The 12,172-nt window shown below is 68.3% G+C and carries 11 protein-coding genes and 1 tRNA gene; 3 read left to right on the forward strand and 9 right to left on the reverse strand.

What is annotated here, in order from left to right; genetic code table 11:
• Positions 1 to 42: 42 nt before the first annotated feature.
• The gene (locus QC385_RS17705; RefSeq protein WP_279542295.1) at positions 43 to 762 is read left to right on the forward strand and encodes an SIMPL domain-containing protein; all 720 of its coding nucleotides are present in this window, start codon (positions 43 to 45) and stop codon (positions 760 to 762) included.
• A gap of 165 nt (positions 763 to 927) precedes the next feature.
• A complete protein-coding gene (gene pyk / locus QC385_RS17710; RefSeq protein ID WP_279542296.1) occupies positions 928 to 2,364 on the forward strand; it encodes a pyruvate kinase in 1,437 nt (478 codons plus the stop codon).
• Between the two features lie 7 nt (positions 2,365 to 2,371).
• Here the strand turns inward: pyk and QC385_RS17715 are convergent, their stop codons facing one another.
• Together QC385_RS17715 and QC385_RS17720 are read right to left on the reverse strand one after the other, a co-directional pair.
• Positions 2,372 to 3,118: a helix-turn-helix domain-containing protein gene (locus tag QC385_RS17715; protein ID WP_279542297.1), complete on the reverse strand. Its 747-nt coding sequence runs from the start codon at positions 3,116 to 3,118 to the stop codon at positions 2,372 to 2,374.
• Positions 3,119 to 3,224: 106 nt separating this feature from the next.
• Positions 3,225 to 3,299: transfer RNA gene (locus QC385_RS17720), tRNA-Leu, on the reverse strand.
• A 103-nt stretch (positions 3,300 to 3,402) separates the two neighbouring features.
• Between QC385_RS17720 and QC385_RS17725 the strand changes: the two genes are divergently transcribed.
• A complete protein-coding gene (locus QC385_RS17725; RefSeq protein WP_150480279.1) occupies positions 3,403 to 4,059 on the forward strand; it encodes an ANTAR domain-containing response regulator in 657 nt (218 codons plus the stop codon).
• Between the two features lie 65 nt (positions 4,060 to 4,124).
• On the opposite strand, the gene QC385_RS17730 is transcribed toward QC385_RS17725, so the two are convergent.
• The 7 genes from QC385_RS17730 to QC385_RS17760 form a co-directional block, all read right to left on the reverse strand.
• Positions 4,125 to 4,841 carry an ABC transporter ATP-binding protein gene (locus QC385_RS17730; RefSeq protein WP_059414413.1) on the reverse strand — a complete coding sequence of 239 codons (717 nt, stop codon included), beginning with the start codon at positions 4,839 to 4,841 and terminating at the stop codon, positions 4,125 to 4,127.
• The gene (locus QC385_RS17735; protein ID WP_279542298.1) at positions 4,838 to 5,704 is read right to left on the reverse strand and encodes an ABC transporter ATP-binding protein; all 867 of its coding nucleotides are present in this window, start codon (positions 5,702 to 5,704) and stop codon (positions 4,838 to 4,840) included. Before QC385_RS17735 ends, QC385_RS17730 begins: the two co-directional genes overlap by 4 nt.
• A 5-nt stretch (positions 5,705 to 5,709) precedes the next feature.
• Positions 5,710 to 7,497: a branched-chain amino acid ABC transporter permease gene (locus QC385_RS17740; RefSeq protein WP_279542299.1), complete on the reverse strand. Its 1,788-nt coding sequence runs from the start codon at positions 7,495 to 7,497 to the stop codon at positions 5,710 to 5,712.
• Between the two features lie 5 nt (positions 7,498 to 7,502).
• Positions 7,503 to 8,432: a branched-chain amino acid ABC transporter permease gene (locus QC385_RS17745; protein WP_279542300.1), complete on the reverse strand. Its 930-nt coding sequence runs from the start codon at positions 8,430 to 8,432 to the stop codon at positions 7,503 to 7,505.
• A 138-nt stretch (positions 8,433 to 8,570) separates the two neighbouring features.
• Positions 8,571 to 9,800 carry a branched-chain amino acid ABC transporter substrate-binding protein gene (locus QC385_RS17750; RefSeq protein ID WP_279542359.1) on the reverse strand — a complete coding sequence of 410 codons (1,230 nt, stop codon included), beginning with the start codon at positions 9,798 to 9,800 and terminating at the stop codon, positions 8,571 to 8,573.
• Between the two features lie 805 nt (positions 9,801 to 10,605).
• A complete protein-coding gene (locus QC385_RS17755; protein ID WP_279542301.1) occupies positions 10,606 to 11,478 on the reverse strand; it encodes a trypsin-like serine protease in 873 nt (290 codons plus the stop codon).
• A 153-nt stretch (positions 11,479 to 11,631) separates the two neighbouring features.
• On the reverse strand, positions 11,632 to 12,120 hold the full coding sequence (locus tag QC385_RS17760) for a PaaI family thioesterase (RefSeq protein WP_279542302.1): 489 nt from the start codon (positions 12,118 to 12,120) through the stop codon (positions 11,632 to 11,634).
• Positions 12,121 to 12,172 lie beyond the last annotated feature (52 nt).

The raw sequence follows: 12,172 nt of genomic DNA on the forward strand, positions 1-12,172 counted from the left end.
CACCACGCCTGTGGCCAGCCAAGACATGACAGAGTGGGACGTATGACCGCGCCCACGTCAGACGCCTCCCCACCCGCCGTCCCCTACGGCACACCCGACGCCCCCCGCATCGCCGTCCGCGGCGAAGCCCGCCTCGAAGTCGACCCCGAGATCGCCCGCATAGGCATCACCGTCGCCGCCCGCGGCCGCGACCGCCGCTCCGCCCTCGACGACCTCACCCACCGCAACGCCGGCGTCCTCGACCTCGTCAAGTCCTACGGCGACGCCGTCGAACGCCTGGAGACCGGCGCCTTCTCCATCACCCCCGAACTCACCAAACACGGCCGCGGCGAACGCGTCCGCACCTACCACGGCACCGTCCACGTCACCGCCGAACTCACCGACTTCACCGCCCTCGGCGAACTCACCACCCGCCTCGCCGACCTCGAACTCACCCGCGTCGACGGCCCCTGGTGGGCCCTGCGCCCCGACTCGCCCGCCCACCGCGAAGCCCGCAAGAAGGCCGTCCGCGAAGCCGTCCAGCGCGCCCGCGAGTACGCCGAGGCACTCGGAACCACCCTCTCCGCCCTCGTCGAACTCGCCGACATCGGCGCCGAGAACGCACCCCCGGCCTACCCCCAGGCCCCCGGCCGCGCGCGCTCCGCCGCCTACGGCGCCGCCGCCGAGAACGCCCCGGCCGCCCCCCTCGACCTCGAACCCCAGCGCCAACGGGTCCACGCCCAGATCAACGCCCGCTTCACCATGGTGCCGCCGCAGCTCTAGCCGACCCACTTCCGAAAACCCGACCGAATTCCACGGGGTGCTCATGCGCTCATCGGAGCACCCCGCCGCACAATTCAACACTTGTCAATAACGTTTCACGCAAAGTCTGTTGAGTAGACACTCACGACCAATTCTCTACCGGCCGGTAACTCATAGGCTCGGACCATGCGCCGAGCAAAAATCGTCTGCACACTGGGACCCGCCACCGACTCGTACGACCAGATCAAAGCCCTGGTCGACGCCGGAATGGACGTAGCCCGCCTCAACCTCAGCCACGGCGGACACGCCGAACACGAGGAGCGCTATCACCGGGTACGAAAAGCCGCCGACGAGACCGGCCGCAGCGTCGGTGTCCTCGCCGACCTTCAAGGCCCGAAAATCCGGCTCGGCCGCTTCACCGAAGGCCCCGTACTCCTTGAACGCGGCGACACCTTCACCATCACCGTCGAAGAAGGCGTCGAAGGCGACCGCAACACCTGCGGCACCACCTACGCCGGCCTCGCCGACGACGTCACCACCGGCGAACGCATCCTCGTCGACGACGGCAAGGTCTGCCTCGAGGTCACCGACGTCGACGGCCCCCGCGTCCACACCACGGTCATCGAGGGCGGCGTCATCTCCGACCACAAGGGCCTCAACCTCCCCGGCGTCGCCGTCTCCGTCCCCGCCCTCTCCAAAAAGGACGAGGACGACCTCCGCTGGGCCCTGCGCACCGGCGCCGACGTCATCGCCCTCTCCTTCGTCCGCACCGGCCACGACATCCAGGACGTCCACCGCATCATGGACGAAGAAGGCCGCCGGCTCCCCGTCATCGCCAAGGTCGAAAAACCCCAGGCGGTGGAGAACATCGAGGAAATCGTCGCGGCGTTCGACGGCATCATGGTCGCGCGCGGAGATCTCGGCGTCGAAATGCCACTGGAACAGGTCCCCATCGTCCAGAAACGCGCGATCAAACTGGCGAAACGCAACGCCAAACCGGTCATCGTCGCCACGCAAATGCTCGACTCGATGATCGACAACGCCCGCCCGACCCGCGCGGAAGCCTCCGACGTCGCCAACGCGGTCATCGACGGCACGGACGCGGTGATGCTCTCCGGCGAGACCAGCGTCGGCAAACACGCGATCGAAACGGTCCGCACGATGGCGCGCATCGTCGAAGCGGCGGAAGAAGACATCCTGGCCAAAGGCCTGCCGCCCCTCACGGAACGCAACAAACCCCGCACCCAGGGCGGCGCGGTAGCCCGAGCGGCAGCCGAAATGGGCGACTTCCTCGGCGCCCGCTTCCTGGTCGCCTTCACCCAGTCCGGCGACACGGCCCGCCGCCTCTCCCGCTACCGCTCCCCGATCCCCCTCCTCGCCTTCACCCCCGACCAGGCCACCCGCTCCCAACTCAGCCTCACCTGGGGCGTCGAGACGTTCCTCGGCCCGCAGGTCGGATCGACGGACGCGATGGTCGACCAGGTCGACGAACTGCTGCTCCGCTACGGCCGCTGCCAGAAGGGCGACACGGTCGTCATCACGGCGGGCTCGCCCCCCGGCGTCTCCGGCTCGACGAACATGGTCCGCGTCCACCACATCGGCGAGGACGACAGTCCGAAGTAGGGCGCCGTCAGTACTTGGGTCCGACGTGGGCGTCCATGAGGGCTACGGAGGCTTTGCGGGCGATCGAGATGTTGCGTGCGTTCGCCTGCTTCCACTCGACGCCGACCTGGTCGAGGGCGGTGGTAAAAAGCCGGATGATGTCGGCCGACAGGTTGGTGAAGAAGTACCGGGGATATTCGTAGCGCTTCCGCTCACCTCCCACGAGACGGGTCGTCCAGTTGGTGATCCGGCAGCCGTCGGAGTGGATGAGCCCCCGGATGAACTCCCAGGGGTGAGTCTCCACGATGACCTGTTGCCAGGGATCGAGGGCGATGCGGCGTTCGTGTTTCTTGCCGGGCCCGTGCTGGGGGAAGAGGTACGGCCAGTGCCTGCTGTAGCTGACCACTGAGACGTATCCCTGCGCCTGAATGCGAGAGGCGCAGCCGGTCGGGTTGATGGCGCGCATGGTGATCTCGCATGCTTCGATCAGGCCAGGCCATGAGTTCGCGCATGCGATTCTCAGGTAGTAGCCGATGCCGCGAGGGTGGCCGCTGATGCAGCCATCGCCGAGATAGAGGCCCAGCAGGTAGGCGTACGCGCACTCGTCGGCGGGGGGTTCGTGGTCTGGCTGCGCCATTCGAGTCCGTGGCTCGAGGCGATCCCGCCAGGAGCGGATCGCGGCCCGCGAGATACCTGTCTCACGGCTCACCGAGTTCAGGCTACGGCCCTGGGCCACCATTGCGAGGGCTCGTTTGCGTGTGCTGATGTCGTACACGGATCCACTGTGGAAGGGGCAATCCGACGACACACAGCAAAAAGTGGATGTTCACGAGAACGTGGACATCCACTTCTGAATGGTGACCTTGGAAACCAAGGAAAAGTGCCCCGGGTCGGACTCGAACCGACACTGTATGGGTTTTGAATCCATTGCCTGCTGCCAATTGGGCTACCGGGGCCCGGTGAATCCAAGGTTGACCTCGACCCACTGCCTGACCACCATACCGCAGCTAGGTACGCTCTTGGGAGCAGTACCGGCCTGCCCCGTACCAAGGAGCCCACGTGAGCGCCCCCGAGTCGCCCCAGCCTGTTGACGTGCCTGATGAGGACAACTCGCACGTGCCTCCGATGACGACCCGGGTCGTCATCGCCGAGGACGAGGCCCTGATCCGGCTCGATCTCAAAGAGATGCTGGAGGAGGAGGGGTACACCGTCGTCGGTGAGGCCGGGGACGGGGAGCAGGCCGTGGAGCTGGCCCGTGAGCACCGGCCGGACCTGGTGATCCTGGACGTGAAGATGCCGAAGCTGGACGGTATCTCCGCGGCCGAGAAGATCGCCGAGGAGAGCATCGCGCCGGTGCTGATGCTGACCGCGTTCTCGCAGCGCGACCTCGTGGAGCGGGCCCGGGACGCCGGTGCGATGGCCTACCTGGTGAAGCCGTTCAGCAAGACCGACGTCGTGCCGGCGATCGAGATGGCCGTCTCGCGGTTCACGGAGCTGAAGGAGCTGGAGAAGGAGGTCGCGGACCTCACGCTGCGGCTGGAGACGCGGAAGCTGGTGGACCGGGCGAAGTCCATCCTCCAGACGGAGTACGGGCTGACCGAGCCCGCCGCGTTCCGGTGGATCCAGAAGACGTCGATGGACCGGCGGATGTCGATGCAGCAGGTCGCGGAGGCCGTCATCCAGGACGCCGAGGAGAAGAAGGCCGGCAAGGGCTGAGAAGAGCAGAACAAGAGGCCCGCCCCTTTGGAAAGGGGCGGGCCTCTTCGTGTACGGGCCGGACGTCAGTCCTCGCCGAGGTACGCCTTGCGGACCGACTCGTCGTGCAGCAGGTCCTGCCCCGTCCCGGAGAGGACGACGTTGCCGACCTCCATGACGTGGCCCTGATCGGCGAGGGAGAGCGCCGCCTGGGCGTTCTGTTCGACGAGCAGGATGGTCGTGCCCTGGGACTTCAGCTCCGAGATCGTCGCCATGATCTTCTGCATCATGATCGGGGAGAGGCCCATGGAGGGCTCGTCGAGCATGAGGAGCTTGGGCTGGGACATCAGGGCGCGGCCCATGGCGAGCATCTGCTGTTCGCCGCCGGAGAGGGTTCCGGCGGCCTGCTTCCTGCGTTCCCCGAGGATGGGGAAGAGGTCGTAGGCCCGCTGGATGTCCTTCTCGATGCCTTCCTTGTCCTTGCGGAGGAACGCGCCGAGCTGGAGGTTCTCCGCGATGGTGAGGCGGGGGAAGATGTGCCGGCCTTCGGGGGAGTGGGCGAGGCCGAGGGCGACGATCTTGTGGGCGGGGACCCCGTTGAGGGGTTTGCCGTCGAAGAGGATCTTCCCGGACGTCGGCTTGAGCAGGCCCGACAGCGTGCGCAGGGTGGTCGTCTTGCCGGCGCCGTTGGTGCCGATGAGGGTGACGACCTGGCCGGCTTCGACGCTGAAGGAGATGCCTTTGACGGCTTCGATCTTGCCGTAGGAGACCCGGAGGTCCTCGACCTCGAGGAGTGCGGTCACTTGGCTTCTCCCTTGGTGCTGCTGGTGGTGCTGGGCGTCGCTTCCGCGGCGGCTTCGGCGGCCTCGACCTCGGCGGCTTCGGCCTCGCCGGGGTCGCCTTCGAACGGTTCGCCGAGGTAGGCGGCGATGACGCGCTCGTCGGCCTGGACGACGTCGGAGGTGCCTTCGACGAGCTTCTCGCCCTGGACGAGGACGGCGACGCGGTCGGAGAGGTTGAAGACGAAGCGCATGTCGTGCTCGATGAGGAGGACGGCGATGCCCTTGTCGCGGATGGCGAAGACGAGTTCCTCGGTGGCCCGCGTCTCCTGGGGGTTCATTCCGGCGGTGGGCTCGTCGAGGAGCAGCAGGCCGGGCTCGGAGGCCATGGCGCGTGCGATCTCGAGCTTGCGCTGTTCGCCGTAGGGGAGGTTGCGGGCGAGGTGGTCGCGCTTGTGGGCGAGGCCGATGAACTCGAGGAGTTCCATGGCGCGTTCCTCGCTGGCGCGTTCGGCCTTCTTGAAGCCGGGGCCGCGCAGGAGGGCGGACCAGAGGCCTTCCTTGGTCCGTGTGTGGCGGCCGACGAGGACGTTTTCCAGGACCGTCATGTTGGCGAACAGGCGGATGTTCTGGAAGGTGCGGGCGATGCCGGCCTGGGTGACCAGGTGGGGCTTGGGCGGGAGCACGGTGCCCTTGTAGGAGACGGTGCCCTCGGTGGGGACGTAGAGGCCGGTGAGGCAGTTGAAGAAGGTGGTCTTGCCGGCGCCGTTGGGGCCGATGAGGCCGACGATCTCGCCGGCGTTGACCGTGAAGTCGACGGAGCGGACGGCGGTGAGGCCGCCGAAGCGCATCGTGACGCCGCGGGCTTCGAGTACAGGTGTCGTCATGATGGTTACGCCCCCGCCTTGGTGACGGCCGGTTCGTCGGTCAGCGTGGTTTGTTTGGGTACGTCGAGTTGGCCGGTCTCGTGGAATTCGAGCTGGCGCCGGCGGTTGGCGATGATGCCTTCGGGGCGGAAGCGCATCAGCAGGATGAGTGCGATGCCGAAGGCGAGGAGCGACTTGTCCTGGAGGAAGACGAGCTTCTCGGGGAGCAGGTAGAGCAGGGCCGCGCCGAGGAGCGGTCCGGCGACCGTGCCCATGCCGCCGAGGACGACCGCGGCCAGGAGGAACGCGGAGTTGGGCGGGGTGGAGCCGGCGAACTGGTACGGGGTGGGGACCACGCTGTAGGTGACGTGGGCGCTGACGGTGCCGGCGAGGCCGGCGAGGGCGGCGCCGAGGGCGAAGGCGACGAGCTTGACGCGGAAGCCGTTGATGCCCATGGCGGTCGCGGCGGTCTCGTCCTCGCGGATGGCGATCCAGGAGCGGCCGATCCGGGAGTCGGCGGCGCGGGTGTAGACGAGGACGACGATGGCCATGATGAGGACCATCAGTAGGTAGTAGTTGGCGAATCGGCCGAGGGTGAATCCGCCGATGTCGTGGGCCTGGCCGAAGTTGAAGCCGAGGAGGTTCAGGTCGGGGATGTTGGCGATGCCGTTGGGCCCGTTGGTGACGTCGGGTCCGGAGTCGCCGTCCATGTTGTTGACGGCGATGCGGAAGATCTCTCCGAAGCCGAGGGTGACGATGGCGAGGTAGTCGCCGCGCAGCCGCAGGGTGGGGGCGCCGATGAGGACGCCGAAGATCAGGGAGGCGGCGGCGCCGGTGAGGGCGGCGGCCCAGAAGGGGAATTGGACGCCGGAGAAGGTGGAGAACTCGGAGCCGGAGACGAGGGCGGCGGTGTAGGCGCCGACGCCGAGGAAGGCGACGTATCCGAGGTCGAGGAGGCCGGCGAGGCCGACGACGATGTTGAGGCCGAGGGCGACGGTCCCGAAGATCAGGATGTTGACGCCGATGTTGGCGTAGTGGTCGTCGGTCTGGGTGAAGGGGAACGCTATCGCCGCGAGGAAGCCCATGGCGAGCGTGAAGCTGCGGTTGTGGGCGACGAGGCGGGAGAAGCGGTCCATGAGGCCGGCGGTGTGCATGGCCCAGACGAAGAAGACGACGACGATGAGGTAGCCGATGAAGAGTTCGCCGTACGCGGTGTCGATGCCGTAGGTGAAGACGGCGAGGCCGAGGATGGTGGCGAGGGTGATGGCGGCGCGTTCCAGCCATGGGGTGAGGGGCTGGGGTGCGGGGATCGCGTCGGGCTTGGCGATGTACGCCTTCAGGCTTTCCCTGGTGCTGTCCTGGCCGATGCCCTGTTGGGGGAGGGCGAAGGCGCCGAGGACGGGCAGCAGGGAGGCGATGGCCGCTGCCCAGGCGCCGGGTTCGAGGTTGACGACGCCGCCGAGTTCGACGCTGATGGCGATGACGGTGAACCAGGTGGTGCCGAAGCCGCCGAGGGCCGCGAGGGTGAGGGGGGCGTTGTTGCGGGCGGGCAGGAGCCAGCCGAGGCCGCGGACGCCGTAGAGGGCGAGGGCGAAGAGGGCGGTGAGGAGGCCGGCGGCGAAGGTGAGCCATTGCAGGCCGCCGGGGTAGCCGTTGATGGTGAGGTCGCCGGGGAACTCGTCGGTCCAGGTCCAGGCGAGGAAGGCGGTGGCGGCGGTGGCGATGCCTCCGGCGAGGAGGAGCGCGCGGGCCGCGGCGCGGGGGAGCGGGACGAGTCCGCGGGCGGCGGGGGTGGTCTTGGTGGTGTCGGTCATCGAGATCACGCCCTGTCCGCGACGCGTTCGCCGAGCAGGCCCTGTGGCCTGACGAGAAGGACGATGATGAGCAGGCAGAAGGCCCAGACGTCCTTCCAGGAGCCGCCGCCGAAGAGGTGCATGCCGGGGATCTCGTCGATGTAGGCGGAGGCGAGGGTCTCGGCGATGCCGAGGACGACGCCGCCGAGCATGGCGCCGTAGATGTTGCCGATGCCGCCGAGGACGGCCGCGGTGAACGCCTTGAGGCCCATGAGGAAGCCCATGCGGTAGTCGACGTTGCCGTACTTGAGTCCGTAGGCGACGGCCGCGACGGCGGCGAAGAAGCCGCCGATGGCGAAGGCGATGACGATGATGCGGTTGGTGTCGATGCCCATCAGCTGCGCGGTGTCGGGGTCCTGCGCGGTGGCCTGCATGGCGCGGCCGGTGCGGCTGCGGCGCACGAAGAAGGCGAGGGCGGCCATGCAGATGACGGCGGCGAGGATGAGGAAGATGTCGGCGTCCTTGATGGTGATGGAGCCGATGTCGTGGGTGGCGTCGAGGCCGGGGAAGGCGCGGGCGCGGTCGGCGCCGGGGTAGAAGTTGCGCACGACCTCCTGGAGTGCCAGGGAGAGGCCGATGGCTGTGATGAGCGGTGCCAGTCGTGGTGCTCCGCGCAGTGGCCGGTAGGCGAACCGTTCCGCTCCGACGGCGATGAGGATGGCCACGAGGGCGCCGCCGATGAGCATCAGGGGTACGGCGAGGGCCATCGAGGTGCCGTCGGGGAGGATGTAGAAGTAGACCGTGAGGGCGCCGAACGCTCCGGTCATGAAGATCTCGCCGTGCGCGAAGTTGATGAGCTGGACGATGCCGTACACCATCGTGTAACCGATGGCTATCAGCCCGTACATCGAGCCGAGAAGCAGCCCGTTGGCCAGCTGCTGCGGCAGGGTGTTCACCGCATGGCCTCCATGTCGCTGGTGGTCGTGTGCACTGGATGCGTGCGTGGTCGCGTGCTGTGGGGGTGTGAAAACGGGCCGCGCGGTCGGGGTCGTCCTCCCGCGCGGCCCGTGGTGCTGCGTACTGGGGGGCCGGAATTACTGGAGGTCGGCGGTGCCGGTCTCCACGGCCTTCCAGGCACCCTTCTCGACCTGGTACACCGTCAGCTGCTTGTTGGTGGTGTCGCCGTACTGGTCGAAGGAGACCTTGCCGGTGAGGCCTTCGAAGTCGGACTTCTGGACGCCGTCGACGACCTTGGAGCGCAGGTCGTTGATGTCGCTGGGGACCTTGCCGTTGTTGGCGTCGGCCGCGGCCTTGACGGCCTTGATGATGGCCGTGGTGGCGTCGTAGGCGTAGGCGCCGTAGGCGCCGTAGTCGCCCTTGTAACCCTTGTCCTTGTACGTCTGGATGAACTGCTTGGCCGCGGGCAGGGTGTCGGCGGGGACGCCGATCGCGGTGACGAGGTCGCCCTCGGCGGGCTTGCCGGCGGCCTCGATGTAGGTGGAGGCGAACATGCCGTCGCCGCCGAACAGCGGGATCTTGACGCCGGCGTCCTTGAGCTGCTTGGTGATCAGCGCGGACTCGTCGTACTGGCCGCCGTAGTAGAGCAGGTCGGCACCGGAGTTCTTGATCTTCGTGACGAGGGAGCCGAAGTCCTTGTCGCCGGTGTTGACGTGGTCGGTGGCTACGACCTTGCCGCCGAGCTTCTTGAACTGCTCGTTGAAGATCTTCGCGAGGCCGGCGCCGTAGGTCTGCTTGTCGTCGACGACGAAGGCCTTCTTCTTCTTGAGGCCGTTGTACGCGTAGCCGGCCGCGAAGCTGCCCTGGAGTTCGTCGGTGGTGGCGGTGCGGAAGTAGGTCTTGAACGGGCGCTTCTTGTCCGTCTGCCAGTTCTTGCCCTGGGTCAGCTCGGGGGCGGTGTTCGCGGGGGAGATCTGGACCATGTTGGCCGAGGCGAACACCTGCTGCATCGTCTGGGCGACGCCGGAGTTCAGCGGTCCGACGGCGCCGACGACGGTCTTGTCGCCGGTGAGGCTGGTGGCGTTGGACTGGCCGGTGGCGGGCTGCGCCTTGTCGTCCAGGGCCCTGAGCTTGAATTTCACGCCCGGGACCCAGTTGTTCTTGTTGGCGTCGTCGACGGCGATCTGAGCGCCGTACTGAATGCCGAGGCCGGTGGTGGAGTTCTCACCGGACAGGGGCGCGTCCACGCCGATGGTCAGCGTGGTGCCGTCGCCGCTGTCTCCGCTCTTGTTACCGCTGTCGTCTCGGGAGCCGCAGGCGGTGAGAGTCAGAGCTCCGGTCGTAAGAACGGAGGTAAGAATCACCAAGGAACGCTGTCGCACGATCAGTCCTTTCACAGGCAGGCCCGCCCTGATCGGGGGGTGAGTGCCGCGCTGGTACCGAACTCCCGATGGAGCGGTGACTGGCCGTGACTCTAAGCCCGTGTGGAGGCAGGGTCAGCGGCGTGGGCTGGCTTGTGACTTTCTTGTTATGACGCGGTGGATGCCCGGCTTCGGTGGCGGGCCGTCTCGGCGGGTTTGGTGGGTTTTCTCCGAAGTCCGCATTCTGAGAACGCGCACTTCCGGTTGGCCGTGGCCGAGATCATGCGGTTGCCGGGGCGCGGGCGGCGTGAACGAGTCCGCAAAGGCCCCGGGTGCGGGCACGCTCGAAGGGCGGAACTGTGCGGCTGTATTGCGCGCGCGTTACGGAGCGTTACGCAGAGAGAGGAGTGGCCGGCGTCCCGGGGGAGTTCCGAGCGAGCGGAAACGGCTGTTTCGACGGTGAGGCTCCGGGGTGGGCCGGCCGGGGCCGGGCGTCGGGTCGAGGGCGCCTGCCGCACCACTGCCACCGCCATCGCCACCGCGGACGCCTCGACTCCTGTTGCGTGTCGCGGAGGTGGCGGCGAGGCCCGGCGGTCGGCAGGCCGGTTGGTCAGGCGTGACGCAAGCGGCGTTGCCGATGGGGCCGTAGGTCCCTTGTGGCTCCGTCGAGTTGGAAGAATGACGAGGCCCCGCCGCTCCGGATGAGCTCGGTGCGACGGGGCGGTCGATCATGCCGGGTGACCGGGTGACCGGGTGACCGGGTGACCGGGTGGCCGGGTGGCCGTGTGGCCGGGTGGCCGTCGGCGCCCGGTTACGGCAGCTTGACGAACGGCGCCAGGAAGGCGCGGGCGGCGGGGGTGTCCAGGCGGTACGTCACGTTGGTCGCGTAGCAGGGGGAGTCGCCGGTGATGGTGGTGGCGGCGAGGACGGTCCGTCCGCCGATGACGGCGAAGTTGGGGCCGCCCGAATCGCCGTAGCAGGCACCGCCGTTGCCCTGCGGGGCGGTCATCGCCAGGCGGGCCCAGGAGTCGTTGAGGGCGTTGAAGGTGACGGGCGCCTTCATGCGGACACCGCCGCCGGGGTGGGTCTGGCCGCCGGGGCCGTTGACCGCTTCCTGCGTGCCGTAGCCGGCGACGAGCCAGTCGGTGGAGTTCAGGCCCTGCGGGCCGAGCCTGCCGAGCTGGTTCGCCGTGGGCAGGGCGGCCGGGGTGAAGCTCCAGCGGGCCTTGACCTGGGCGGCGGGCAGTTCGACCACCGCGATGTCGCGGGTGTCGGAGGCGGGCCCCGGGTAGTCCGGGTGGGAGTGGGCGGTGCCCGGGACGGCGACGGCGGCGGCCTGCGCGGCCGGGTCGCCCGGGTACTTCTTCGCCGCCGCGTCGAGCCCGGACTGCACGTCCTGGTCCAGGGAGACGTGGAAGCGCACGTTGTCGGGCCAGTCGGTGGTGCAGTGCGCGGCGGTCAGGAAGGTGTCGGCGTCGATCATGGTGCCGGAGCAGACCCAGTCGACCCGGTCAGGGGTCGCGGGGTTGCCGTCGTCGTCCCAGGTGGCCACGAGCGCGCCGACCTCGGTGCGTTCGGGTGCGGGCGTGGCGTTGTAGGAGTTGATGGCGGACGACGGCAGCGCGGTGGCGAGCACGGCGGCACCGGCCGCGGCGGTGACGGCGAGGGCGCGTACGGAGGTCAAGAGAAACCCTTCTGGGGGTGGGACGGGTCTTCTCCTGTGGGGGGTGGGGCGTCGTCAGTGAAGCGCCCGGGGGCGGTCGCGACAAGAGCGCGCCCGCCCCTCCAGGGTTTTCCCTACGTCGGCCGGTGCGGCATCGGCCGGTCCGACGTGGCGTCAGCTCGCGGCGCGGATGAGCTCCTCGTCGCCCGGGTTCACGTCGCGCAGCAGACAGGTCAGCCGGGCCGTGCACACCCTTTTGTCGTTTTCGTCGGTTATGACGATTTCGTACGTGGCGGTCGAGCGCCCGCGGTGCACGGGTGTGGCCACGCCGGTGACGAGGCCCGAGCGCGCCCCGCGGTGGTGGGTGCAGTTCAGGTCGACGCCCACGGCGATCTTGGAGCTGCCGCCGTGCAGCATCGAGCCGACCGAACCGAGCGTCTCGGCCAGCACCGCGGAGGCCCCGCCGTGCAGGAGTCCGTAGGGCTGGGTGTTGCCCTCGACCGGCATCGTCCCGACGACCCGGTCCGCCGACGCCTCGACGATCTGGACGCCCATCCGGGTCCCGAGGTGGCCCGCGGAGAACAGGGCCAAGAGGTCCACACCGAGAGCGGCGTACTCGTCGATGACCTCTTGCGGGAACTTCACGTGCTGCTGTTCACCCATGGGGCCCGGTCTCCGTTCGTCCAGATCATGCGGTCGCCTCTGCGCTGAGCAA

Source organism: Streptomyces sp. DH10 (assembly GCF_029813805.1).
Taxonomy (GTDB): domain Bacteria; phylum Actinomycetota; class Actinomycetes; order Streptomycetales; family Streptomycetaceae; genus Streptomyces; species Streptomyces coeruleofuscus.